Annotated in this window: 13 protein-coding genes, 1 other RNA gene and 2 other annotated features; all 14 genes read right to left on the reverse strand. The window is 41.1% G+C overall.

All coding sequences use genetic code 11. The annotated features are described in order from the left end of the window. Positions 1–2: 2 nt before the first annotated feature. Positions 3–1,625 carry a MotA/TolQ/ExbB proton channel family protein gene (locus tag AB5706_RS16010; protein WP_173715520.1) on the reverse strand — a complete coding sequence of 541 codons (1,623 nt, stop codon included), beginning with the start codon at positions 1,623–1,625 and terminating at the stop codon, positions 3–5. 75 nt (positions 1,626–1,700) lie between these two features. After that, on the reverse strand, positions 1,701–1,859 hold the full coding sequence (locus AB5706_RS16015) for a hypothetical protein (RefSeq protein ID WP_173719476.1): 159 nt from the start codon (positions 1,857–1,859) through the stop codon (positions 1,701–1,703). 117 nt (positions 1,860–1,976) lie between these two features. Beyond that, the gene (locus tag AB5706_RS16020) at positions 1,977–2,588 is read right to left on the reverse strand and encodes a histidine phosphatase family protein (RefSeq protein WP_173719475.1); all 612 of its coding nucleotides are present in this window, start codon (positions 2,586–2,588) and stop codon (positions 1,977–1,979) included. Beyond that, on the reverse strand, positions 2,588–5,005 hold the full coding sequence (gene pheT / locus AB5706_RS16025) for a phenylalanine--tRNA ligase subunit beta (RefSeq protein WP_173719474.1): 2,418 nt from the start codon (positions 5,003–5,005) through the stop codon (positions 2,588–2,590). The genes AB5706_RS16020 and pheT overlap by 1 nt, the downstream gene beginning before the upstream one ends. A gap of 90 nt (positions 5,006–5,095) precedes the next feature. Continuing rightward, complete coding sequence (pheS, locus tag AB5706_RS16030; RefSeq protein ID WP_173719482.1) at positions 5,096–6,115, reverse strand: phenylalanine--tRNA ligase subunit alpha; 1,020 nt, start codon at positions 6,113–6,115, stop codon at positions 5,096–5,098. Positions 6,116–6,363: 248 nt separating this feature from the next. Next, positions 6,364–6,583: a binding site (T-box leader), on the reverse strand. A 42-nt stretch (positions 6,584–6,625) separates the two neighbouring features. After that, a complete protein-coding gene (locus AB5706_RS16035) occupies positions 6,626–7,621 on the reverse strand; it encodes a YihY/virulence factor BrkB family protein (protein WP_173719473.1) in 996 nt (331 codons plus the stop codon). A gap of 255 nt (positions 7,622–7,876) precedes the next feature. Beyond that, positions 7,877–9,058, reverse strand: coding sequence for a SpoIID/LytB domain-containing protein (locus AB5706_RS16040; protein ID WP_173715515.1), 1,182 nt, complete (start codon positions 9,056–9,058; stop codon positions 7,877–7,879). A 132-nt stretch (positions 9,059–9,190) separates the two neighbouring features. Beyond that, on the reverse strand, positions 9,191–10,249 hold the full coding sequence (locus AB5706_RS16045) for an aldose epimerase family protein (protein WP_173719472.1): 1,059 nt from the start codon (positions 10,247–10,249) through the stop codon (positions 9,191–9,193). 21 nt (positions 10,250–10,270) lie between these two features. Next, positions 10,271–10,448, reverse strand: a non-coding RNA gene (ssrS, locus tag AB5706_RS16050) — 6S RNA. Between the two features lie 73 nt (positions 10,449–10,521). Continuing rightward, positions 10,522–12,012, reverse strand: coding sequence for a threonine synthase (thrC, locus tag AB5706_RS16055; RefSeq protein ID WP_118578462.1), 1,491 nt, complete (start codon positions 12,010–12,012; stop codon positions 10,522–10,524). 218 nt (positions 12,013–12,230) lie between these two features. Continuing rightward, positions 12,231–13,160 (reverse strand): cell wall hydrolase, encoded by a 930-nt coding sequence (locus AB5706_RS16060; RefSeq protein WP_173736368.1) that lies wholly within the window; start codon positions 13,158–13,160, stop codon positions 12,231–12,233. 458 nt (positions 13,161–13,618) lie between these two features. Continuing rightward, entirely contained in the window at positions 13,619–15,274 is a 1,656-nt protein-coding gene (locus AB5706_RS16065; protein WP_368366192.1) for a 2-isopropylmalate synthase, read from the reverse strand. Between the two features lie 169 nt (positions 15,275–15,443). Beyond that, positions 15,444–15,712, reverse strand: a binding site (T-box leader). Positions 15,713–15,896: 184 nt separating this feature from the next. Further along, positions 15,897–17,183: a tyrosine-type recombinase/integrase gene (locus tag AB5706_RS16070; protein ID WP_173769089.1), complete on the reverse strand. Its 1,287-nt coding sequence runs from the start codon at positions 17,181–17,183 to the stop codon at positions 15,897–15,899. Positions 17,184–17,317: 134 nt separating this feature from the next. Then, the gene (locus AB5706_RS16075) at positions 17,318–26,545 is read right to left on the reverse strand and encodes a phage tail tape measure protein (RefSeq protein WP_173769088.1); all 9,228 of its coding nucleotides are present in this window, start codon (positions 26,543–26,545) and stop codon (positions 17,318–17,320) included. Positions 26,546–26,692 lie beyond the last annotated feature (147 nt).

A 26,692-nucleotide genomic window follows, 5' to 3' on the forward strand; every position in this document is an offset into this window, starting at 1 on the left:
TCTTATCTGAATAAGCCAAATTTTCCTTTCTGTGCCGCCTTGGAAAGCTCTTTCATGTTCTTGTTGATTTCCTCAAGAAGAGCCTGCTGTCCCTCATTCTGCTGAGCAATCAGATTGCCCAGCTTCTCTACAGAATCATTTCTTCCGCTTGCGATCAGAGATACATCTCTGGTATTCGCTGCAGTCACCTCACTGAGGAGCTTGCGGACCTGTTCCATTGTTTTATAGGAAAGTCTCTGATACTGGGCAAAATCCTCCATCTGGGCCGTAAACTGCTCTGCCATCTTGCTGTTTGCCTGGATCAGATCTGCACTTGCCTGACCTGTAGCCCCTACTCTCTCAATAGAAGAAGCTGCTGTTTCAACATATTTCTGCATTGCCTGGTTGCAGGCAACCCAGAACTTAGCTGCAGATTTCTCGGCATCCTTCAGATAATCCACAATATGCTGATAATCCTGCTGCTGCATCTTCTGGATCTCCTGATTCTCAGAAAGGATACGATTGGCAGTAGACATGTAGCGGGTCTGCATACCTCCCATCTCCCTTACCATATCTGTAATGGCTTTGTCCTGCTTGTCATAGGTCTCAGAAAGCTTCTGGCTCATAGTCTGGTACATGGCAGAAGTATAAGCTGTATTCTCTTTCTGTGCCTTTTTCAGCTGATCCAGTGCCACGTTGAAATCACGGAACTGCATATGGAAAGAATTGTTCATCTGTTTTAAAAATTCGTCCGATATTTCACGAATAGCATCCTCCTGACATCTGGTTACAGAAGAAACCAGCATATCCAGAGAATCATTCATCTTCTGGAAGGTAGGTGTGATAACCTTCTCAAAGCTGTCTGCCATCTGAACGGAAAACTGCTCTGCCATCTGTTTCATGGCGCTTGTCTGCAGCTTCTGGCTTGCAAGCAGCAGATTTCTGGACTCATTCTCCGCTGTAGGCATTACATAAGAATGAAACTTTTCAAGGAATCCCTGAAGCTCCTCTGTCATGGATGAATACTCTCCCTTCATCCCAAAGGTATAAATAATGGAAAAAGAGATACCATAAATAGAGGTAAGGAATGCTACTTTAATACCTTCCACCAGCGCTTCTACAGAAGAAGTCATGGCACTGTAATCAGTAGGCTGAAAATCCCGAAGACCCCAGACAAGACCAAGGAAAGTACCTAAAATACCAAGACTGGTAAAGATATCCGGAACCATTTCCAGAAGCTTCTTATGAACATGGATATCCAGCTCATCTTCATTAATGAATTCCTCAATATCCCCAAGACCTTCTTTACTATTGTTAATGCTGTCTGTAAAGCTGTCCATCTTCTGATCCAGATATTTATCATCGAAGAGCTCGCCTAAATATGTAAGATTCCTGGGATCTGTCTTCCCAGGAGTCTTGAACATACTGTTCAGCTCCTCTACTGCTCTGTGAAATGCCGTACTCAGATTATTCATACGGAACATTCCACCAAACATTGCGATCAGATACAGGACTGCGATCACCGCCAGAAATACGAAATTGTAGATCGTAGATGATAAGTTCCCCCTGCCGGCAAATAAAGTCAAAGCAGTGGTTCCTGCAAGAACCGCAACAAACAATACAGAATGTGTGATTTTTTTCTTCATTGTCTGCCTCCCCATTTGTATTTTCACAAAATAGATATGCCGTCTGTCGACGGCATCACCATATATGAATGCCAACTACTCTGCGCTTATAGCATCTGCAGAGCTGTTTAAAAAATCATTCCCGCAATCTGCACGCCCAAGGCTTCCATCGTAATAAATTGGTGCATTTTGTGAATTTTCCATTAATAATGGTACATTTTTTATCATAATATCACAATTTTCTAATAATAACAAGAAAAAACATACCCCTTGCCTAATGAAAAATGTTACCTGTTACTGCTCACGACCTTCACAGTAATCGTTTCACACCTTTTTCATACAGCCAGGGGTATTATATCATATTTCATATTTTCAGGCGTAAACCTTATCTTCCTCCAGGAATCTGGCCTTACCATCCTTCACTTCTACCAGGTTAATGCTGCAGTTAGGCGGCACACATCCATGCCAGAAATGTTCAGGATCCTTGTACAGGTTCTGGAGAAGAGCCCGCACTGCACATCCATGGGAAGACACCAAAATCGTTTTGTCTGCCAGAGACGGATCTGAGGTTTTTTCAAGCCAGAATTCTCTGGTACGATCCAGGACATCCTGAATATTCTCTCCATTTTCCGGACGCGGAAATTTCAGAGGATCCTTAAAAAACAGATCAAATTCTTCGCAGTTGGACTCCATAGTATTTCCAGTTCTCATAATGTGTCCTTCCAGAACCCCGAAATTAATTTCCTGAATCCTTTTATCCGGTATCACAGGAATATCACGGCCACCCAGAACTAACCGGGCAGTCTGTCTCGCACGGGTAAGAGGACTTGTAAAACAGATATCAAACTTTACATCCATCAGAGCCTCGCCCGTTCTTCTGGCAAGATCAATTCCCTCCTGAGCAAGAGGAATGTCTGCTGAACCCTGAGCCTTATGAAGGTGGTTCCAGGGCGTCAGACCGTGTCTTACAATATATAAAAGCATCAGCTTCTCAACTCGATTCCAAGGCCTTCCAGACCATTTAAAATTTTCTTCATTGCCGCAGAAATCTCGCTTTCTTCCAGGGTCTTATCGTGATCACGGAATACAAGCGCATAAGCCATAGACTTGTAGCCACCCTTGATCTGGCTTCCTTCGTAGATATCAAACAGCTGATAGCTCTCCAGGATCTTTCCGCCTCTCTGAGCAAGAATGTCCTCGATCTGACCTGCAAGCACCTGTTTCGGAACCAGCATACTGATGTCACGGGTTACTGCCGGATATTTTGCAATTCCGGTAAACTTGCGGTCAAAATTTGCAAATTCAAGAACGCTCTTGATATCGATCATTGCGATATATGCGCGCTCCCCAATTCCATAATTATCTGCAACCAGCGGATGAACCTCTCCAAGGTAACCTACAACGGTTCCCTCGTATACCATATCGGCCTGTCTTCCAGGATGAAGAAATGGTTTTCCGCTTGCCGGATCATACTCCATTTTCTTCTTCATACCGATTTTTTCGAAGAACTCCTCACAAACGCCCTTCATGTCAAAGAAATCACCGGTTCCGTACATTCCAAGTGTAAACATGGTTCTTTCATCTGGAAGCTCGGTAAGTGGAAGTGCCTTCGGAAGATATACATTTCCAAGCTCATAAAGACGAACGTCTTTGTTTCTTCTGTTATAGTTAGTTGCCAGAGAAGAAAGCATTCCATTCAGTGTACTGGTACGCATAATGCTGTAGTCCTCACCAAGAGGATTGCTGATGGTGATCACCTGACGAAGTACATTATCTTCTGGAATTCTCAGTTTGTCAAATACCTTCGGGCTCTCAAATGAGTAAGTCATACCTTCTGAGAATCCGCAGTACTCTGCAATATCTCTTGCGATATTTTCAATGCGAAGCTTGAATGGCATTTTTCCTGTAGTAGCCTCACCGGATGGCAAAGTTGTAGGAATCTTGTCATATCCGTAGAAACGTGCAATTTCTTCTGCAACATCTGCCATGCAGTGGATATCCTGGCGGAAAGTCGGTGCTACGATTTCATTTGTCTCCTCATCATAGGTGAGTTCGATCTTTGCAAGATAGCCAAGCATCTCTTCTTTGGAAAGATTTGTTCCAAGAAGACCGTTGATACGGTCTGGCTCAAATTTTACACGGGATGGCTTGCTGACCTTATTGCAGATATCAACCATACCGCCAACAACCTCACCGGCACCAAGCTCTTCCATCAGCTGGCAGGCTCTGTCGATTGCAGCCTTTGCATTATTCGGATCAAGACCTTTCTCAAACTTGCCGGAAGCATCTGTACGAAGTCCGATTCTCTTGGAAGAAAGTCTGATGTTTGTTCCATCAAAGCAGGCTGCCTCAAACAGAACTGTGTGTACGTCATCTGTGATCATGGAGTTCTCGCCGCCCATAATACCTGCGATTCCAACTGGTTTCTCACCATCGCAGATCATCAGGACGTTCTCGTCCATAATACGTTCCTGACCATCCAGTGTGACAAATTTCTCATCTTTACCCGCACAGCGTACAACAATTTCATGGTTTGCAATCGTATCGAGATCGTAAGCATGCATTGGCTGTCCAAACTCTTCCATTACATAGTTGGTGATATCTACCAGATTGTTGATCGGGCGGATTCCATTGGAAGCCAGGCAGCGCTGCATCCATTTCGGAGATGGTCCGATCTTAACATTTTTTACAACTCTTGCACAATAACGTGGGCAAAGCTCCGGTTTCTCTACAGTTACCTTTACGTAATCAGAAGCTTTTTCATCATTTCCTGTCTCTTTAACTTCCGGAGGGTAAAATTTCTTACCAAAAGTAGCTGCTGCTTCTCTTGCAATTCCAAGAACACCGTAACAGTCAACACGGTTGGATGTGATCTCATATTCAAATACAACGTCATCAAGTCCAAGAGCCTTAATAGCGCTTTCACCTACAACTGCGTTTTCCGGGAATATATAAATTCCATATTCTGGGGCTTCCGGATACATATCCCGGTTGCTTCCCAGCTCTTCGATGGAGCACATCATGCCGTTGGACGGTACTCCGCGAAGTTTTCCGGCTTTGATCCTGATTCCGCCAGGAGTCATTTTTCCATCATGTCCTCCTGCTACACGACCTCCGTCAAGAACAACCGGAACCTTGTCTCCCTCTTTTACGTTTGGAGCACCCGTAACGATCTGGATCACCTCAGATCCGATATTCACCTGGCAGATGATCAGCTTATCTGCATCCGGATGTTTCTCAATTTTCTCAATCTGTCCGATTACAATCTTTTCAAGGTCAGCATCAAGCCTGGTGAAGCCTTCTACCTTTGTACCTGACAATGTCATTGCATCTGTATATTCCTGTGCGGTTACGTCAAGATCCGGCACATACATTTTCATCCAAGATAATGAAGTATTCATTTATTTAATCCTCTTCTCACTCTAATATTTATATTATGAAAGGTAACTGCTCAGTACTTTCACAGTTACACGCTTCGCGATGCCCAGAAATCAGAACTGCTTCAGGAAACGGATGTCGTTCTCATAAAGCAGACGCATATCATCAATCTCATATTTCAGAAGCGCAATACGCTCAAGACCTACGCCGAATGCAAAACCAGTGTACTCCTCCGGATCAATTCCACACATGCGAAGTACATTGGGATGAACTGTTCCACAGCCAAGGATTTCAATCCAGCCGGATCCTTTACAGAAACGGCAGCCTTTTCCGCCGCATTTGAAGCAGGAAACATCAACCTCTGCACTTGGCTCTGTAAACGGGAAGTGATGTGGTCTGAATTTTGTTTTGGTTTCTGGTCCGAAAAGCTCTTTCGCAAATACTTCAAGAGTTCCTTTCAGGTCTGCGAACGTAATATTTTTATCTATTACAAGGCCCTCAATCTGATGGAAGGATGGAGAATGAGTTGCATCTACTTCATCCGAACGGAATACTCTTCCAGGTGCGATCATACGGATCGGCAGCTTTCCTTTTTCCATGGCACGTGCCTGAACCGGAGATGTCTGGGAACGAAGAAGTATGGAATCATTGATAAAGAAAGTATCCTGCTCGTCTCTTGCCGGATGATTCTCCGGAATATTCAGCTTGGTAAAGTTGTAATCTGCATATTCAACTTCCGGACCTTCTACAACTTCATAGCCCATTCCAATAAAAATGCGCTCAACCTCTTCCAGCGCAATGCTGTTGGGATGACGATGACCGATTCTGGATTTCTTTGCAGGTAGGGTAACATCGATTACTTCTGCTTTCATCTTCTCTTCTCTGACTGCTTCTTCCAGTTTCTGTCTGGACTCTTCAAGAAGACCTTCGATCTTAGCTCTGGTCTCGTTTACAAGCTGGCCAACCTTCGGTCTCTCCTCCGGGGAAACGTCTTTCATTCCTTTTAAGATTGCGGTAAGCTCTCCCTTTTTTCCAAGATATGCCACACGCACATCATTTAATTTATCCAGGCCTTCGGATTCTTCAATCCGTACTCTGGCGTTCTCAGCCAGTTCCTGAAGTCTTTCTTTCATATCCATGGTTCATTTCTCCTTTATTTTTATAATCTGCCAGATGAGGGGGGGAAGGAAGGTAAGAAAATATCTACATAGCAGATTTTTTCTTTCGTAAAGCGGATTGTTCAGCGCTCGCGCTCCAAGGACTTTACAATGCGAAAAACCCGCTTTGCGTATTTCCTACATTTTCGCGGCAGTCACCAAGTTCTCACCCAAGCGTGGACTTTGACTCTTGCTCGTGAAAATAAAAAAGCTCCGTCCCCAACAAAAGGGACGAAGCATATTCCGCGGTACCACCCTGATTCCTGTATATACAGGCTCTCCCGCCGCTTAACGCGCAGCTTCACGTCGCTTCCTACTGGAAATTTCAGAAACGCGGCTCCGGTGCGAAACTCAGAAACTATCTGAACTTAAGGAAGCTTACAGCCGGTGGCTTCCTCTCTCTGAAAGAAAATAATTTCCTAAAAACACCTTCCTGGCTTTTTCTCTTTTATAACTATGCCACATCAGAGTGAATCTGTCAAGAGGTTAATTTGTCTGTTGCTCTTCCTTCTTTTTCTCAGCTGAAACTTTCATCTCAGTCTTTTTCTTTCTCTCATTCTCTTTTTCCAGATATTTTTTCTTCTCCTTATTAAGCTCTTTTTCCGCCTCATCACGCTCGCGGCTGAGCATTTCCCTCATGGATGCCTGGGCCATTCTGAATTGCTTTTCAAAGTAAGCGTTAATCTCTGCTCCATACAGCAGCAGATTCATACAGATATACAGCCACAGCATCACCATGATCAACGCAGTCAGGCTTCCATACATATTGCTGAAGCCTGGAAACATGTCAAAATAAATAGAAAAGAAATAGGAAAACAGGGACCACCCTGCTGCAATCAGAAGAGCTCCCGGCACCTGACTTTTAAAAGTAGCTTTACGGTTTGGAAGCATTTTATACAAAATCAGAAAGATCAGAAACAGTCCGGCAAATACAAGCGCCGTCCTGGCTCCAATGATCTTTCCGATAATTCTCCCAAGGAATGGAACGTACTTTCCTGCCATAATCTGAATCTGATTTCCAAGAACCAGAAGCAGAAGACTTGCAATAATTGCAATGCTGAACAGAAATGTATAAACAACTGCATACATTCTGGTAATCAGCCAGTTACGGGTCTCATGGACGTGATAAATGCTATTCAGTCCGTTCGTAAGGGATTGCATGGCTTTTCCTGCAGACCACAATGCCATGATAGCAGAAATCGGAACTACCGCCGTGCTTCTGCCATATACTTCTGATACAATGGTAAGCACAAAATTCTGTATATTGTGGGGCACAAATGCCCGGATGGTTTCGCTGACCATATTGTATGTTAAAGGTGTATATCGAATTATAGTCGTGAGAAACAGAATAAACGGAATAAAAGACATAATCAGGAAATATGCTGCCTGTGCCGCATAAGCTCCCACATGGTCTCCATTTGCCCTGTCCATAAAACCGAACAGAAGCTGGAGAACGCTCTGTTTTTCTTTCTTCTTATCCATATGATTGCTCCTGTTACATTTTCGTAATCATTTTTTGTATCATATCACGAAACATGCTTTCTGTCTACTTTTTCCTGGTGTTACTGTTCTTTCCGTTCACAGCAACAATTACTGTTCACTCCATAATCAGTAAACGCTTCGCGATGCACAAAAAGACGAACCTTCCTGTGACAAGCACAAACAGCAGCGTTTGCTGCGCAAACTTAATTCTCGGGTTTTCTGTGAACTTTGTTCACAAAAATACCTTGCAAAATGTCATGTTTCCCGCTTTGACAGGTTATTCCCCACCACTTCCAACGTAATATCCTTAAAAAAATAATTTAGGATTTCCTGCCAGCCATAGCCTTCCCTGGCCATTTCATTTGCCCCGTTCTGGCTCATTCCCACACCGTGTCCATACCCTTTCCCCTGAATCTGTACTGCCTTACCGGATTTCACGTTCAGTTCAAAATAGGCGCTTGGCAGAAGATTACTGCCGTTCACAATACTTCCATCTTTTTCTGTAATCAAACACCCTGCCGGGGAAAGAAATTGCCGTATTTCATATTCGCCTTCCAGCTGTATACTTTTATTTTCCGTCACAATCTCCATTCCCGTAACTGCACCACTGATATTCTTTTTAATAACCTGAAGCCCTATAAATTCCCCGCTGCCTTCCAGATTTCCCGATCGTTTCTCTAAAGTTTCCCAGGGAATTTCCACGCTCCAGCTGCTCCATGGCATATTCTGGTCAAAATCACATTCTACACTTTTCAGATAAGCTGCTGACCTGTCTGCTCCCCATATCTCATCTGTGCTTGTCCTGCCTGCTGATGTAGAAAAATAATAAGCCGTGATCGGTTCTCCATTCTGGCATAGGATCTGACCTTTTGTATCCTGTACTGCTTTATTTGTTCTTTTATCTGCCCCAAAATTGTTGTAAACCTGATAATTCACGCTGTCATCTACATCCACCCCATATTTTTCCAGACTGTTTTCCTGTATCTGGCAAACTGCATAGGTTCTGGCACATACTGCCTGGGCCATCAATGCCTGTTCTTCATAGGATGCAGGCATTTCACTTGGGACTACAGCTTCCAGATAAGCTTCCAGGGACAATTCATTAATAATCAGCAGCCCCTGCGCTGTCTTTTTAATTTCCAGAGTTCCATAATAAACAGGAGGATTCTGAGCTCTTTCAATAGAGGGAATCGCAATGCCATCAGTTCCCCCGTCCAGAAGCAGACTATCATTCTGGAGCTCCTGTGAATCCGGGGTGTAGGTATGTTCTTTTCCTTTTTGTTCTATGGTTACTGACTGGTGATAACAGGATTGCCAGGACGAGTCTGTGAGCAGAACGCGAATGGAAGGCTCTCGTTGTTGCACCTTGTTTTCGTCAGTTTCCTTTTTCTTTTCTTTCTGCTCCCTTTTGGCACTTTCTTCACTCCTCTTGTTCATTTCTGCGGCTTTTCCAAACAAAAGCAGCCAGCCCAGCAGTACAATCAGAAAATAATTCAATCCATAAAAAAATCTGGTCTTCTTCATACAAAAGTATATGAAGAAAACCAGACAAAAATATCTGTATTGTAATTATTTTCTTACGTCAAATTTATATGCGGTAAAAGACTGATACTTCTCACCAGCTTCAAGTACTGGTGAATGGAATGCTTCCACATTTACTGCATTTGGTTCAACCTGTGTCTCAAGGCAGAAGCCTTCACGCTTGTTGTAAACATGTCCATTCTTACCCTTCTCATCAATAACAAAATTACCGGCATAGAACTGCACACATGGACAATCCGAAATCACATCCATCGTAATACCAGAGGTCTCATTGTAAGCAACTGCAACCGTTCTCCGACTGCCTTTCGCGTAATTGTCAGTCACATAATTGTGGTCATATCCGCCAGTGTACTTCAGCTGCTGGAAGTCTGCCTCGATTTCCTGGCCAATCTTTTTCGCCTTATTAAAATCCATAGGAGTACCCTCTACTGCTGCATATTCGCCTGTAGGAATAGAGAACTCATCCACCGGATTATAATCTCTGGCATGGATCGTAAGATATGTATCAAGAACCTTGCCGCTTCCCTCCCCTGTAAGGTTGAAGTAGGAATGGTTGGTCATATTTGCCAGTGTCGCCTTGTCACTGATTCCGCTATAGTAAATCTGCAGGGTATTGTCCTCTGTAAATTCATATGTAACAGACACCTGGAATTCTCCCGGGAATCCATTCTCGCCATCCGGGCTGATTCTGGAAAAAGTAATGGCATTTTTGTCAGAATCTGTATTCTTAACAGTCCAAATCTTCTTCTCGAAGCCATTGGGGCCGCTGTGAAGATTATTGTCATTCTCATTCTTGTCAAGCTGGTATTCCTGTCCATAAAGGGAAAATCTGGCACCTGCGATACGGTTTCCGCTTCTTCCTATGATCGCACCAAAGAAGCAGCCATTTACTTCGTACTGCTGAACATCGTCATAACCAAGCACTACATCTGTAAGCTCCCCATCTTTGTCCGGAACGCAAAGCTTCACAAGAATGGCACCGTAATCCATCACTTCTGCACATGCACCGGATTTATTCTCCAGATGGTATAAAGTAATCTCTTCCCCAGAGGTTAAGTTTCCAAATTTCTTTGCTGTAACACCCATATTACCTGCCTCCCTGTTCTAAAAAATCCCAGAATGCCGTTCCCTTTCTTTTGACGCCTAGCTAACCGCTAGGTGGGTATCCTCAACAGGACTTCTGCCTACCACAACGAGAGGTCTGACATCCGCACTGCGATATTGGATTCCCTTGATGTCAATGTAGGTTCAAAAATAAAAGGGGCCTCGCACATCCCAGGATTCATTTTCTAAAAATAATTATACTCTAGTATATACTGTTTTTCAACAGAAAATGCACAAATTCTTTTTACTGATTTTTAACTGATTTTTAGAATCTCTTTCACAGTTGCAGGCATATCTTCTGCATCTACTACCCGGTCATGAAGTACTGGTGCAGTACGGATATCGTTGACTGCCTTCGGAACTGCCACCCCGGAAAGCTTCTCAAGTGCGTCTGCAAGCCCGAAATCGTCCAGATTCTCATGTCCCTCGGAGATTGCATCCATAACACTTCTGGTAAACTTGTATGGACTTGCTGTAGAAGCAATAACTGCCGGAATCTTATCTCCGGTATCTTTCACATATTTTTTGTATACGCCAGCAGCAACTGCAGTATGTGTATCAATCACATAATCACTTGTCTTATATACTTCGCGGATAGCTTCCTTCGTCTCTTCTTCGGAGCAGTAGTTTCCATAGAAATCCTTCAGCTGGGCTTTCATCTCAGGTGTAATAGTGTATTCACCACCCTTGGAAAGATTTTCCATAAGTTTTGCACACTCCTCAGGATTTCCGCCTGTAATGCGATAGATCAGGCGCTCCAGATTGCTGGAAATCAAAATATCCATAGATGGAGAACTGGTAAGGATAAAATCTCTCTTTCTATTGTATGTACCTGTGGAGAAGAAATCAAACAGAACCTTGTTCTCATTAGAAGCACAAATCAGCTTGTTCACCGGAAGTCCCATCTGTTTTGCATAAAATGCTGCCAGAATGTTTCCAAAATTTCCTGTAGGAACTACTATATTGATCTCCTGTCCGGCTTCGATCTTGTTCTGGCGCACCAGCGCAGCATATGCATATACATAATAAACGATCTGGGGAACAAGACGTCCAATGTTAATGGAGTTTGCAGAAGAGAACTGGAATCCAGCCTGGGAAAGCTCTGCTGCCAGTTCTTTATCATTGAACATTTTCTTTACAGCTGTCTGGGCATCGTCAAAATTACCTGTGATACCCACAACGTAAGTATTGGCACCTTTCTGGGTTACCATCTGCTTCTCCTGGATCGGGCTTACGCCATGTTTCGGATAGAATACAATAATCCTGGTTCCCGGAACATCGGCAAAACCTGCAAGTGCTGCTTTTCCAGTATCTCCGGAGGTCGCAGTCAGGATAACGATTTCATTTTTTACATTATTCTTTCTTGCTGCAGTCGTCATAAGATATGGCAAAATGGAAAGTGCCATGTCTTTAAATGCAATTGTAGGACCATGGAAAAGTTCCAGATAATATGCCCCGTCAGCTTCCTTAAGAGGTGCGATCACATCTGTGTCAAACTTCTTGTCATATGCTCGGTTGATACAAGTGCGCAGCTCTTCTTCTGTAAAGTCAGTAAGAAGGCGGCTCATTACCTGATAAGCAGTTTCCTGATAAGTCATTCTGGAAAGTTCATCCATAGAAACATCAAGTGCCGGAATCTGTGTTGGTACAAACAGTCCTCCATCTTCAGAAAGTCCCTTTAAAATAGCCTGGGAAGCGGTTACCGGTTCTCCTTTTCCTCTGGTGCTCTGGTACATTACCTGCATTTGTTATTCCTGCCTTTCGCTTATTGTTATGAGGTACACATTCCGGAATCTGTAACCTTCCGACAGTCATCCTCTCTTTGTTATCATATTTTAACTTTACAGGTATTATACATACTTCACCGTGCTAAATCAACACCCAATTTGAAAAAGCCACCTGGAATTGTAATTTCCTGGCGGCTTATATCTCCTTATTACAGAATGTTACTGTTATTAAAATATTATTTTTTCACCATCTGAACAACGTTTGTGTCATCTTCTGAGGTTTCATTCTCAGTGTTCTGTGACTTAGCTTCATCCGGGTAGGTGTAAAACTCGTGAACACCATATTTAAATAATTTTTTTAAATCCTTATCAAACCAGGACACGTTCTTTTTGTCCGCAGCAGAACGCTGAACAAAGAACAGAGCTCCTTCTGAATAGTCAGTTCCCTCTAATGCCTGTTTCACAGCTTCCCTGGTCTCATCTGTTACCGTTACTTCATAAAACTTACCATCGTAAACAGGTGAAAACTGAGGAATTCCATTTCTCTGATCCAGAATAACACCTGTAATGGTATCTGGAAATTCCTCATGGGAAAGGCGGTTCATAATTACATTTGCGATCAGTACACGACCTTTAATGTCCTCTGTGCCCGCCTCTGCCTCTACTATATGAAGCAGGTTATCATAATCTGCGTCCGACATGATCTTCGGATTTGCAGACATGGATACTGCAGCTGCATCAAGGCTCGCAACTGTATCAGCCATAGAGTCCCCTACATTCAGCTCATCCACGTTTCCTTTTATCTGCTTCACGCGCTGGCCTACCATGACTCTCTCGCATGAAGTTCCAATTCTTGTTACAGATGTTCCTGCTGATGGAGTATCTGCAACACTGGTTACCATACCGGCAATTCCTGTAGGCAGATCATACTCTACATTTCCAAGGTCAGTCCAGGCATCCGCGGATCTGTTCTCTTTGTCCGAAGCTGCATATACCTGACTCCGTGGACCAAACTCCGCCACCTTCGTTCCAACTGCCAAAATCATTGCCAACGTGGCGCAGGCGCTAAGAGCTACAAAATTATGTACAAGAGCATTTCCATTCTTTTTTTTCTGGGCATTGCTCTTGCAAGTTGTTACATGTTGTAAACTTCTTTTTAATTTCATATTCTTCTTTCCTTGCACTTCTGTTATGTTTTGATTTCTTTTATTATTCATTCTGTAACATTTCTGTAATTTATAGGAAAATTATATTTAATAAACTCCCAAATGTCAAGTTTTTTTTGCTTTCTATAGCTTTTTTCTCTAAAAACAGGTAAAAAAAGAAAGACGACAAGAAAGAAATAGGATGATTCATTCAAAAATCATGTAATATTTTTGATAAATTTACCCTGTTTCTATTTGTCCCCTTTTATTCTTAGGTATGGTTGTTTCTCCCCTTCTTATGGATTTTATTATAGCTTTTCTTTTTCGATTCGTCAAACCTTTTTTATCGCTGAATTCTGACAAAAAGCGCCGTTACCTTTCAAAGCAGCAAACCACCGCACAGTCTTTTTTATAAACTGATTTGCGGTGGTTTTTTATCAAATATACTTCTTATTATAAATAAGGTTTAAACAAATCTCTCAGCGGTTATTAATTGCTGTTACAAGTGCATCAATGGAAGCACGGATAATATCCGAATCTACGCCTGCTCCCCACGCCATAGTTCCGTCAGGTTTCTTGATTCCAACATATGCTATAGCCTTGGAACTGGAGCTACGCTCTAACGCATGTTCCTGGTATACTTCCAGAGAATACTTCAATTCGTATGCTTTCTTCAGGGCATTGCTCACTGCGTCAAGACGTCCATTTCCCACAGCCTCTGTGGTAATTGTTTTTCCATTAAATGTGGAGGTTACCTTAGTTGTAATTCCCTCGCTCGTCTGCTGGAAGTGCACTTCATTAATGCTGTACGGCTGTCCCACATTCTCAAAAGTCTTTTTGAACAGATCAAAAATTTCATCTGGATGAAGCTCTTTATGAAGGTGATCGGAAACACCCTTGGCTGCGTAACCCATTGCCTCACGCATTTTTGGCGGAAGGTTCAGACCGTATTTTGTTTCCAGAATGTAGCCTACGCCGCCTTTACCAGACTGGCTGTTGATACGGATAACATCTGCATCATAATTACGTCCAACATCTGTGGGATCAATTGGCAGATACGGAACTGTCCAGCGATTCGGATCTTTTTCCTCGATCCAGTGCATGCCTTTGGCAATTGCATCCTGATGGGAACCAGAAAATGCTGCAAAAACAAGTGCGCCACTGTATGGACTTCTCTCTCCAACTGTCATTCCCGTGCAACGCTCATATACTTCACAGATGTGAGGCATATCGGAGAAGTCAAGCTTCGGATCTACTCCCTGGGAATACATGTTCATTCCAAGTGTTACAATATCAACATTACCAGTACGCTCTCCGTTTCCAAAAAGAGTTCCCTCGATGCGGTCTGCTCCGGCAAGAATTCCCATTTCAGAATCTGCCACACCACAACCTCTGTCATTATGAGGATGTAAAGAAACGATTACATTTTCACGGTGAAGCATATGTTTGCACATATACTCAACCTGACTTGCATATACATGCGGCATGGAATGCTCCACTGTTACCGGAAGGTTGATGATACATTTGTTGTCCGGAGTTGGCTGCCATACATCGATAACTGCATTGCAGACCTCAAGGGCATATTCCGGCTCAGTTCCTGTAAAGCTCTCCGGGCTATACTCGAACTGGAAGTTTCCTTCTGTCTGTTCAGCCAGTTCTTTTAATAATTTCGCACCTTCTACGGCAATCTTTAAAATCTCTTCTTTAGATTTCTTGAATACCTGTTCACGCTGTGCAACAGATGTGGAATTGTATACGTGAACAATGGCTTTGGGTGCACCTTTTACAGCTTCAAAGGTTTTACGGATAATATGCTCCCTGGCCTGTGTCAGTACCTGGATCGTAACATCTTCAGGAATCAGTTTGCGATCGATCAAGGTACGAAGGAACGTATACTCTGTCTCAGAAGCAGCTGGAAATCCTACTTCAATCTCTTTAAATCCAATCTGTACAAGAAGTTTGAAAAACTCAACCTTCTGTTCCAGGCTCATTGGGATGACAAGTGCCTGGTTTCCGTCACGAAGGTCTACAGAACACCATGCAGGTGCCTTGTCAATATAGTCCTTTTTTGCCCAGTCCATACAGATTTCTGGTGGAAGATAATACTGTTTTTTGTATTTGCTTACATTCATCATTTTTTCATTCCTCCATATTGTAAATTTAAATTTTCTCTTTTCTGTGACGGAAGGATTCTTTGTCTGCCCTGTCAGAACTCTGTCTGATAAAGCAGGTTTATATGGCAGCAAATTTCAATGAGGTTGCTATCACATAAAAAAAGCCCTCCAACTCTGCACACATACAGGTGCAAGAGACGGAAGACATACATCCTACGCGGTACCACTCTTATTTCATGAATAGAATCCATACACTTATCGGATACGGGATTACTCCTTATATCCTTTCCCTGTAACGGTGGAATCCGGCTGTGTCTACTCTCGCTTCTTCTAACCATTCGAAGTAATTTCAGACAGCTGCTCCAAGGCGAGTTCTACAGTTTCCTTCCGTCATCTCACACCACCCGATGACTCTCTGTGCTCTGGCACCTGTGTACTACTCCTTATCAAAGCATTTCTCTTATATGTTCTTTGTGGTTATTACCTTAACATTTTTCAAGTCACTTGTCAATGACTAATCGGGGCAACAGGATTTGAACCTGCGACCTCACGGCCCCCAAATGACTTTCTTAATATACTCCATAAATCCTTAAAAATCAAGTGTTTTATTTGTTTGATAATCAAATATTTTTGATTACCTTGATTACTTTTGTTGTTTTACCTCAATATCTTCAATAATTTTTGTCTTATATTTCAAGTCTGTTGTATCAAAAGTGTAATATTTTTCATTTACTTCTTCAGTATGACCAAGTAAAGAAGCAGCAACAGTTGTAGAAACTCCATTACATTTCAATTTAGAATTTACTGTTTTTCTAAAAGAATGAATTCCTCTGTTCCTTATTCCTTGCTGCTTGCATTTGTTCTTAATACAAGAAGATACTTTTGGTGCATGAATCCTACCGTCTTTATCAGCGAACACCCATTCGCACAAAAATCCATTTATCTGTTCAACATATTTTACTGTGTTAAACAGCTTCTCAATCTCTTTAGTTTTTGGGAAAACTCTGTCTTTCTTATTTTTAGTCTTGTCAATGAAATACTCTTTTGTAATCCTATCGTATTTTTCAGACTTGTTAATAACAATGTAATCCATCTTAATGTCTTCCCATTTAAGCGCAACAATTTCTCCAACCCTCATCCCTGTTAAAGAAGCTAACTGTACTGCATATGTAGGGATATAATCTGGTTTTTTCTCATGGTCAAGATCAAATCTCTCATGTAGACTGTTCAAATCCAAATCAGAAAAAATTTTCTGCTCTAAAGGCTTTTCTTTCTCTACACAATATTGATAGAACTGTTTTGCCTGTAAGAATTCCATAGGATCACCAACAATGGCTTTATTTACTCTTGCACTGTAGATTGTATTTTTAATATAACTGAATAATGTCTTACAAGCCTTTTTGCATAGTGCTTTTTCTTTGACTGTTTTTACGATAAAAACCTTTATGTCTTCTTCCGTCATGTCCTGAATATTCTTTTTTACAAATGAAGTATTGTCAAAATATCTTTTGCGGTCTGTATTATATTTGCATACGGTATTGTGACAAACCAGAGTATCTTGAACACTACGCCAATGCTCATAAGCATCTTTAAAAGTTTTGATCTTGCGTTCTTCTTTTTTTGGATTTTGGCGGTAATATTGAATCACTGCTTTTTCAATGGCTGCCTTTGTAGACCTTTTCACCTGTTTACGTCCATCTTTGCCATCTGGTAAATATGTATACCACTTTTGATTATTTCCTTGCCATATCTTATATTGATGATTTTGTAAAATTTCCGCATTCTTCATCATCTCAATTTGATCCTGCAAATGTGGTAAGTTGATGATACCATTTTTGATTGCAAAATTCAACATTTCCTGTTCATTTGATCCAAGTCCCATTACTGCTGCATTTGTTGTTTCCTGTGTTACACAATTTGTTATTTCCATAAAAATTACCTCAATATATTCAAAAAGAGCTTCCAAGAAGCCATTACCAGTTGCAGTAATTTCTTCTTAAAAGCTCTTTATTATAATTCTAAAAAAATTACATCATTCAAAAATCACTCATGAAGCATTTCACTTCAATGCAAACTTCTGAAATCTCTTACCTGTTTCTTGTCATGTGCCTGGATTTTCTTGTCCAAGTGTTTGTCAATTTCTTTCAAAATAGAATCTGTATCTTGCGCACCATCAATATAGAAGTTATTTACATAAGTGTTCCCACTTAGATTTTGAATATTTTGGATATTCTTTTCTATAGCTTTTGCCATTCCAGCATAATCAGGCATGTTTTTTTGTGTAGCAATAGTTGAGTTATCTAACAATTGTTTCGTGAAGTCTGCTGTAAACACTTTGTCTCCCTGGCTCAGAAAAGTGAGCGTACCGTATTGCTTTGAAAAGACAGACTCCATACCCTTCTCATTCACTCTGTACATTCCAGATTTTGGAACATAGTCAGTACCGGAAGCATAACCTTTAATATCACTTAAGCCAGACTGTGAAATCTCACTATCTGATAATCCGTAATGTCTTAATATTGAAGAAATAGCATTGATTGTTCCGGCTGTGGATAGTCCTGCATTCTTCACAGCATCATTAATAGCTGTAGTCATTTCTTCCATATTAGAGCTTATAGTATTAATCCATTTATCCAGATCTTCACTCATATCAGTAGACAACTTGTCAAGTGCGTCTGTCTGCATACTATAAGCATGATCTGTGATTGTATCATTCAGATCATCTTTTGCGGATTGCAGCTGTTCTTGCAGTTTTGCTTTTCTTGCTTTGTCTTCAGCACTAGTGGATCCTTCCAACGCTGCAATTTGTCTTTCCAACACCTCAATATCCTTGGTTTTGTTCTTCAGTGTTTTGTCATAGTCATAATAGCTTTTCTTAGCTGACAAAGCTTCTTTCCTCTTATCAATGACCTTGTTTAATACATCCAATTCTGCCTGGGACTGGGATTTCACCAGCTCCAAAATGGAATTTCTGGAAGAATATATATTTGCAGTGGTGCTCTTGATATTTTCATCAATATCTTTCAACTTCTGGTTATATTCATCTTCACCAAACTTCCCAGCGTTGTAATCGTTGATAATCTGCTGTCTTTCCTTTATATAGGTTTTCAGATTTTCTGTGGAAGCATTGATATCATCAACATCCAATGTAATTGCCAACGCACCTGATTCTGTAAGAAGTCCTGTGTTCTTATCAATCTTCATATCGTCAGATATCAATGCTTTCAGACCATCTAATTTATCACGGAATCTATCAACCTTTTCCGCAGCTCTTTCAAACTGTTCCTCGTAGTAGACACCAATCTGTTGTTGCTTCAATTCCTCAATGGTATTATCGTAATCTGCCACAGCATTTTCGGCTTCTTTGATCTGCGTAGTCATGTCCAACCATTCCTGAGAATTTTCAACAATGGTTCCTGCGGCAACGCCATCATTTAACTGCTTCGTCAGTTCATTAACTTCATTCTGTTTAATAGCTCTCTCTGCCTGTTTATCACTGATTTTTGTATCATAGTCAGAAGATTTTTCGTAATCTCCGTGAGCTTTTGTAAGGTCAATGTTCTTTTCATGTGCATTGCTCAATTGTTCCTGATATGATAAAAGTGCTTCATAGTAGGTCTTAGCATTATCAAACTTCGTAGAAATCGCTTCAACGGTAGCCTGTGCAGATTCTACTTCTGCGGTCATTAGATTCTCATTTGCTGTAGCTAATGCATCTGTAGCAATCGTTACATTCTCTGCTTTTTTCTTGGAATCAGCAAGAGCATTATTGTAGGCATTCAGAATCTTCAACTGTTTCGTGTCCGTGATTCCAGTTGTATCAATCGCCTTACCAGCTGCCATTTTCTTTTTCTGTGCTGCTGTCAGTGTCTTACTATTTTTATACTTTTTCTGTAGATTAGCTAATTTCTTATCAGCTGCAGTTTTCTGATTCTTTGCTGTCGTAACATTAGCATTCGCCTGTTCCACTGCTTTCTTCCTTGCTTCCTGTTCTGATTTCTTCCCAGATACTTGTTCGTCAACCAGACCATTCATGTAAGAAAGAGAATTACCGGAATCATAAGCATTAAGCGCTGTATTCACATTAGACTTCATGGATTTATATGTAGAATTGGATGAATTGTAGTTAGATTTCGCCGTAGATAATTTAGATTTTGCAGATGTGGCTTTCTTATTCGCTTTGGTCTTGTTTGTCACAGCCTTATTATAAGCGTCAGCTTTTTTCTTCTGGGAACCTGACATACCAGTAGAATCAATTTTCTTACCAGCTTGAACCTGTTTCTTCTGTTCATCAGTAAGATTTGTTTTCAATAAGGATTTTGCAGTGGATTTCACTTTATTATTTGCTTTCTTCTTTGCTGTAGACGCTTTCTTATTAGCCGTTTTTGCAGCCTTTAATGTTTTATTATCCGCTTTCTTCTGATTCTCGGCATCTGTCAGATCAGATTTCATTGTCTCAGCAAGAGCTGCTTGAGTTGAACCACCTTTTGTTGCAGCTGTAAGCCTGGAAGATACTGCATTTATACCGTTATATCCTGTAGTCAATCTATCAATCTTTTTCTCGGCTGCTTCAGTTGGCATATTCGCCCACTGTTCAAAAAGCTTTTGTTGTTCATTTCGTAAATCCACTACAGCTTGCTTGCAATCTTGAGCTTTTTCATACCATGATTGATACTGCTCAATTGCTTCTGCTAAAGCTTTTCCTTCGTCTGTTGAAGTGTCCATGTCCTCAACACGGTAAGCACCAGATTGCACCAATCTCTGATACTTCTTTGGAATAGATACATTTATCTCGTCGCCATCACTATCATAATATGTGTAGTTCTTGGCTACAGAGTTAGCCTTTTTCATATAAGCAAGCTCACCTTTGCTATTGGAAGAGATTTCTTTGCTCATGGTTTTCATTTGCTTCTTCAACAATGAAGTCTTGAATGCTGAAGAAATAAAGTCTGTAACCTGGTCGGAGAATTTCTTAACTTTCTTCTCCCATGTTTTAAGCCGTTCAGCTACCCAATCAAGAGTTTTCTTAGATTTCTTGGTGGCTTTTGTGGAATCATTTGTTGCTTTGGTATGGCTTTGAGTAGCCTTGGTATCTGCATTTGTAGCATTGGTAGCCTTGGCTGTATTACCACCAGATATAACTGACTTCTGAGCCTGTTTCACACTGATTCCACCTGTTACCATGGCATTTCCAGATACAAAAGCTTTACCGGATATATCAGGACTTGTACCGGACGCTAATGCGACTGCTCTTGAAGCTGTGAAACCGTTACTCAAAAGTTCTTCAGTCTGTACATGATTAAATACAATTGCTCCTTGTGGAATATTCACAAATTCGGCTCCGTTATCTCCAACTGTATACCATTTTCCGGTATGAGGATTTACGCACATTTCACGACCTAATTCGCCCACAAGAGTAGTTCCAGGACGCTTATTGCCCCAATCACCTGTAACTTTAGCAGTTCCAGATACGTGAGCTGTCCCATTCACGCTATTAGCTCCATTAGTAGGAGCAGAAGTGTTTCCCCAATTAATGTGTCCTACAGCCTGAAATTGAGTTTTTACCTGTGAAATATCATTACTCCACAACACCGTACCGTCACTTTTCTTTTGAGCAGCGGCGTAAGCATCAACTTTTGTCGTATCGTTATCCCAATCAACTTCACCTTTTGCATCATGTTTGGTTTCTTGGAATCCAATAATAGCAGAATCATCAATTCCAGCCTTTACCATGACTTCATTTGTAAGCTTATTACTAATGCTGTCCTGGATTGTATCTATCGAAGAATCATCTATAGACAATGTAGCTTTTACATTTGTATCAAGCCCTTTAATCTTATCCGCTACAGCTTCCACATTTGCCTGGGCTTCTGACGTGTCCATTCCAAGTGTCTCCTGCATCTGCAATGTGTTCTGCGCTGTCTGGAACTCTTGAAGTAATCCAACAGCTTCTCCAATCTTACCGGAAACCTGGCTTACATCAACATTCATTACAGCTGGTGCTTCCAACTCTTGTTTCTGAGCTACACAATACTGAATTATGGTATTTGCCTGATCGACTTCTGATGAATCTACACCGACCTTTGCTTTAACACTGTTCATCTCTGATATAGTATCATCCAATGCAGAACATTTTTCTTCTGTCGTTTCCAGATCAGATACATCAAGATTGATTTTTAGGTCTTCATTCCCAGCTACACTTCGTAATGCTTCTGAAGCTTCTGTAGCAGCCATGGCAATATCACCCATGGATTGAATACCCTCGTCCGACCAGTCAAAATTTGCTCCAAATTCCTGCATCTCACCGAACATTGCTTGAACCATAGGCATAGATAAGTTCATTCCTTCAGCAAAATCTTCCATAGTCTTGCCACCTGCTACCTGGTAGTTTTCACCTGCTTCATCAAGTACCATAAGACCTTTATTCATTGCTTGCTGACAAAACTCTTCTATATTAAGTCCAGCTCTTTCCCCATTTTCATTGTGAGTAAACAGATTGTCAATACTGCTCAAGTAGGAATTGATTGCATTTTCATCTGTGCTATCGACCGTATCAGGAATAAGAAAATCCAAAGAAGCTTGATAATCTTTACGTCCAACTCTTCCATAGATATCTGAATCTGTGTTATTCAAAACATCATCTATCTGTTTAGATGCCGTAATTGCATCGTCAAACATATTACCTGATTCAGAAGCATTCTGTGCGTCTTTCCACTGCTGATAAATTCCTATGGACTCCATCAATGAAGAATTTAATAAATCAAGTTGTCCGCACTGCTCCACAATTGCATCATTGCTTGCAAGTAATCCGTCAATCTGTTCCTGAATGCTCTCTGCGCTCTTACCTGTTGCGTCTGTATTGTCAATGAGTTTCTGGCGCAAAGCTTCAATCTGCTTGGCATTTTCTAAGTATTCTTGCTGTTTCTGTGCTTTTGCTGTGTTATTGGTAGCAACCTGTTCTTCCACTTTTGCTTTTGTTAATTTTTTAACATTCTCTTCGCTAAGTACCAAACTTCCATTAACGAATTCCAAAGCCGATCTATAATCAGCCAGAGCGTCAGAGTTAAAATCATCATAGCTGACTGATACGCCAATAGCCTGAGAATCTAATGCCCCTTGTACAGCACTGATTTCTTGCAATAAGCTTGAACTGTCCTCTTTCGCAAGATCAGAGAAGGACATATCCACATTGCTTGCACTATCAGCTACATTGTCCAATCCATCTGCGGACATATTGCTGATATAACCCAGATTTCCCAATGCCGTAATTAAAGGTTGAATCTCACTAGCAGATTTTCCAGTAATGATTCCTGCATTTTTAGCAGCTTCTACAAGATAATTAATGGAATCCACATCACCTGAACCAACAGCAGCCTTAAAGTCTGAATCATCCATATTTAACTTCTTGATCTCTTCAGCTACAGATTGTAAATGTTTCTGGAATCCATTTTCACCCTCACCGGATAAAGCCTGGTTGAACTCATTGGCTTTTATGGCAGCCGTGTTTAGCTGATCTCCAATCTCCTTAAATTGTGAGGAATACTTAGAGGCATCTGTGTTCATAAGAACCTGAACACTCTTGTTGATATCATCATAATATTGCTTTGCATCTGCAATCTCGTCTGCATTTCCATTTGATATTGCATCATTGTATTTATTTATAGCGCCTTCGTATTTATTTAACCATTCCAACGCAGTCTTCCCAGAGTATTGTTGTTTATCGGAAAATAACTCAGCTTGTTTCGCCTGGTTGTATAAGTCCTGATATTCTGTCAACACCTCATTTGCTGATTCTAAACCACTTGAAGCATTAGATAATAACCCGTTCAAAACATCATTTTCACCATACTGTTCCTGAATCGTATTCATCTCATTCATAAAATCATTTAAAGCTTCGCTAGCGGTACTTGCATCAGCATTGAACTGAATATTTACAGTACCCATATCATCAAAACCCTTTTGCAGGTCAAAAACCTCGGCACCGTATTTATCTTGCAATTTCTTTACAGCTGCATTTATTGCTGTAGCTTGACTGGTTCCATCGTCAAAATACTGTCCTAAGAATGTATGTCTATTCTTCTCCATCTGCTTTTCAGCTTCATCAATACCCTTTTTATTCTCATTCAGGAAACGTTTGGATTCTTCAGTAGATAACTCCTTCAGTTTGGAAATCTGCTGATCCAATGAACCATTCACTAAATCTATGCCCTGTGCCTGATTACCGTAGCTCTCTGTTAAGGAATCCTGGATTTCCAACAGATCAGATTTCGCCTGATAAGCTTCCTCTTCAGTCAGTGTGCCATTATCCAATGCTGTGCGTAATTCCGTAATCTTATCAATGTTGCTCTGCAATGAGGTATTATTATCCTCCCAAGCGTTTCCAGCTTCTTGCGCTTTGTCCACTGCTTCTTCAATTGATCTTTTGTATGCGGAAAAAGCGGATACGGCAGCTGTTACACTTGCAGCAATTAAGATCAGAGGATTTGCTAACAACGTTGACATTAACCCAGAAAGCGCAGAACTCAATGAAACTGTTGCTCCGGTAGCAGTCGTTTCAGCACTTGCTAATCCCATAGAAGCAACCGCAGCACTCGCCTGTGCTTCAGTCATGCCTTGCCCCATCAGCACTGCTACTCTCTGTGCATCTGATAATGCTGTACTGGATAATACAAGTTTGGTCTGAGATTTTGAAAGACCTTTCGTGAGATTAATTAGACTTGCCATATTAGAAGTGTCAAATGTTCCTGTGGACTCCGCTGCTTTAACCATCTTCAGAGCATTTGACAAATTGGAAAATTCTTTTGTTGCACCGGTAGCCATACTTACTAACTGACTAAGAGCATAGGTCGCACCAGCTGTTCCAAGTCCTGCCAATGCTCCTTTGAGAAGTCCTGTTTTCTCCGTGAAGTCTACAACTGCTTTTGATCCATCCAAGAATCCAGCATATAGGTCACGAGAAATCACACTGGAAGATAATGATTCCAGGGAAGCCTTTAAGGAATTGGTTTTTGCTTCAAGTCCTTCCAAGTAGAGATCAAACTTTTGCTCACCACTGCCTTCTGAATTTGCAGCAACGTCTGTGTACTTCTGTACACGGTCATAATTCTCCATGAGGACTCTAAATTGATTCTGCATGCGTTGGCCACTAAAAGAAATCGCAATGGCGTTTTGCTGTGCCTGATTCAATGTATCCCACTTGGAAGCAAGTGCATCTAATACGTCTGAAGCACTGTTATACTCCGTCATTGTTTTTCTAAGATTAATTCCCACGTTTGCAAGTGTAGCTTCAACATCAGACAGCTTCTCAGTAGTTCCGTCCTCGTCTACCAGTTCCAACTTCCCGGCTTTTATATTAGTCATACGAGTTAGAATAGACTTCATAGCAGTTCCCACAGTAGACATACTTTGCTGTGTGACTTCACCGATAGTTGCCACATAACTCAATAGACGGTCCATAGAGATTCCGGCTTGATCCGCAGTAACAGCAACACGAGACATTGCTTCAGCTAGACCGGCTGAATCTGTAGCCGAAACGAGGTCAACTGACGAAATCTTATCAACTACCGACTCAGCTGCATCAGCCTGTAATTTATATCCATTCAAACTTGCGGTAAGATACTTGGTTGCATCTTCAGAGGACATATCACCGACTTTAGAAAGAACCATTGATGATTTTACAAGGTTATTTACTTCCTCAATGCTTTTTCCCTGTCTCAACCAGGCATCTGCACCCTCACTAACTTGTGTAGTAAGTGATCCCAACTCTTTTGCCAGTGCATTATAATCATTCATCATACCATGAACTGTATTATAATTAGCTCCCGTGGCAAGCTGCAAAGCTATTGTGGCATCGTCCAATTCTTTGACCGTACTCACTGCATCTCTGGCAGCGTCACCAACTTTATAAATAGCATCAGTCAACAAATTTGCTGCGGTAAATGTGCTAAAAGCGTCTTTCAGTGTATTGCCAAAACTCTGGAACACACTCTGTCCCTGGACACCTGCGTTATTAAGACCATTAAGAATATTCTGTAATTCGCTCATTCCAGATGTATCAACCGTCGGGACATTACTTCCACCATTGTTCACAGCACCCTCAACAGAGCTTCGCAGACTATCCGTATTAACCCTCAAGTTGATTTCAACGTCTGTGATCTGATTAACAGCCGCCTGGATATCAGCTGCCATCTGTTCTGAATCAATCTTGAACTTAATAGGTAACTCTACATCTTTCAGTGCAACTTCCAGATCAGCTTCCAAACTCTGCTTATTTACTTGAATGTCTACCTGTACTGGCTCGTCCCCAGTTGCTAATTGACTGATTGCAGACCTCATCTGTGATAGCAACTCTTCATCATTGATCTTCACATTAATCTGAACTGCATCTTCAGCACCAGAGGTAGCAGACAGAATAGCATTCCGGATATCAGATACAATTTTCTCTGTATTAATATCCACATCAAGATCGTATGTATTCTTCACACCTTCTGAAGCAGTCTCAATATTCTGCTGAAGTCTTTCCCTCATTTGATTAGCCATAGATATAACTTCATCGAATGCGTCTGCTTTAATACCAGAAAACTGTTCCGGTGTCATGTCCTGTGCAGATATCGTCTGTACCATATCCTGTCGTGCTTGCGTTAATACTTCAAAGGCTCTTTTAATCTGGTCCGCCTGGTTGGTAATATTATCCGCAAAATGTTCCGGGAACATGCTTGTCATTTCGCCCCAGATAGAATCAATGCTTACGCCCTTGCTTGCATCCCTGACAATGTGACCTATATTATTGTTCAATAATTCCTTATAATCATCACCGCTCAATGCTTTCTTCAAATCATCTGATACATATATCTTCTTGTCTTTGAAATAGCTGTAGAACTGATCATAAATCCCCATTTTTCCCTGAATAATATTGGCATTCTGAGAAACACTATTCGCAAGATCACTCAGCCCAGATATAAAAGCTTTGCCCTTGCCACCCTGTAAATTGAACTCCTTACCGTTCCATGTTTTTCCAAGCTCAGACATTACGCTGTTAATCTGGCTCTTAATCTTATTCACTACCGATTTGTCCGTAATATTAAATGCGTCTGCTAACTGTTTACTCAATCCTGATGTATCAATTTTTGTGGCTTTCAATCCTTTTTCAATGCTCTTTGCCAGATTGTGTGCATCATCATTACCTTTAATATCAATATCAAGAGTTACTTTTTGTTTTTTTATAGAATCAAGCTGTTCCTGGACTTTAGATAAATCCAGGTCAGCTCCAATTTGCATTACAAAATCACTCATCTTTTGCATCCTCCTTTATTCTGTTTATTGTAAATATATTTATATTTTTCATAATAATAAAAGATATATAAATATATATTTATGCTATTTTGTTATAAAATCATTGGGTTTTATAAGATAATAAATATAAATAAATGAGTATTATTA

Source organism: Ruminococcus sp. RTP21484sp1_RTP21277st1_D2_RTP21277_210401 (assembly GCF_040924225.1).
In the GTDB taxonomy this organism is placed as follows: domain Bacteria; phylum Bacillota; class Clostridia; order Lachnospirales; family Lachnospiraceae; genus Blautia_A; species Blautia_A faecis.

Bases quoted from the DNA above. Each gene is read 5' to 3' on its own strand.
- AB5706_RS16035 (WP_173719473.1), bottom strand. From the start codon at position 7,621: ATGGATAAGAAGAAAGAAAAACAGAGCGTTCTCCAGCTTCTGTTCGGT.
- AB5706_RS16045 (WP_173719472.1), bottom strand. From the start codon at position 10,249: ATGGGTGTTACAGCAAAGAAATTTGGAAACTTAACCTCTGGGGAAGAG.
- AB5706_RS16065 (WP_368366192.1), bottom strand. From the start codon at position 15,274: ATGATGAATGTAAGCAAATACAAAAAACAGTATTATCTTCCACCAGAA.
- AB5706_RS16075 (WP_173769088.1), bottom strand. From the start codon at position 26,545: ATGAGTGATTTTGTAATGCAAATTGGAGCTGACCTGGATTTATCTAAA.
- AB5706_RS16010 (WP_173715520.1), bottom strand. From the start codon at position 1,625: ATGAAGAAAAAAATCACACATTCTGTATTGTTTGTTGCGGTTCTTGCA.
- AB5706_RS16070 (WP_173769089.1), bottom strand. From the start codon at position 17,183: ATGGAAATAACAAATTGTGTAACACAGGAAACAACAAATGCAGCAGTA.
- AB5706_RS16020 (WP_173719475.1), bottom strand. From the start codon at position 2,588: ATGCTTTTATATATTGTAAGACACGGTCTGACGCCCTGGAACCACCTT.
- AB5706_RS16040 (WP_173715515.1), bottom strand. From the start codon at position 9,058: ATGAACAAGAGGAGTGAAGAAAGTGCCAAAAGGGAGCAGAAAGAAAAG.
- AB5706_RS16060 (WP_173736368.1), bottom strand. From the start codon at position 13,160: ATGAAATTAAAAAGAAGTTTACAACATGTAACAACTTGCAAGAGCAAT.
- pheS (WP_173719482.1), bottom strand. From the start codon at position 6,115: ATGAAAGAAAGACTTCAGGAACTGGCTGAGAACGCCAGAGTACGGATT.
- pheT (WP_173719474.1), bottom strand. From the start codon at position 5,005: ATGAATACTTCATTATCTTGGATGAAAATGTATGTGCCGGATCTTGAC.
- thrC (WP_118578462.1), bottom strand. From the start codon at position 12,012: ATGCAGGTAATGTACCAGAGCACCAGAGGAAAAGGAGAACCGGTAACC.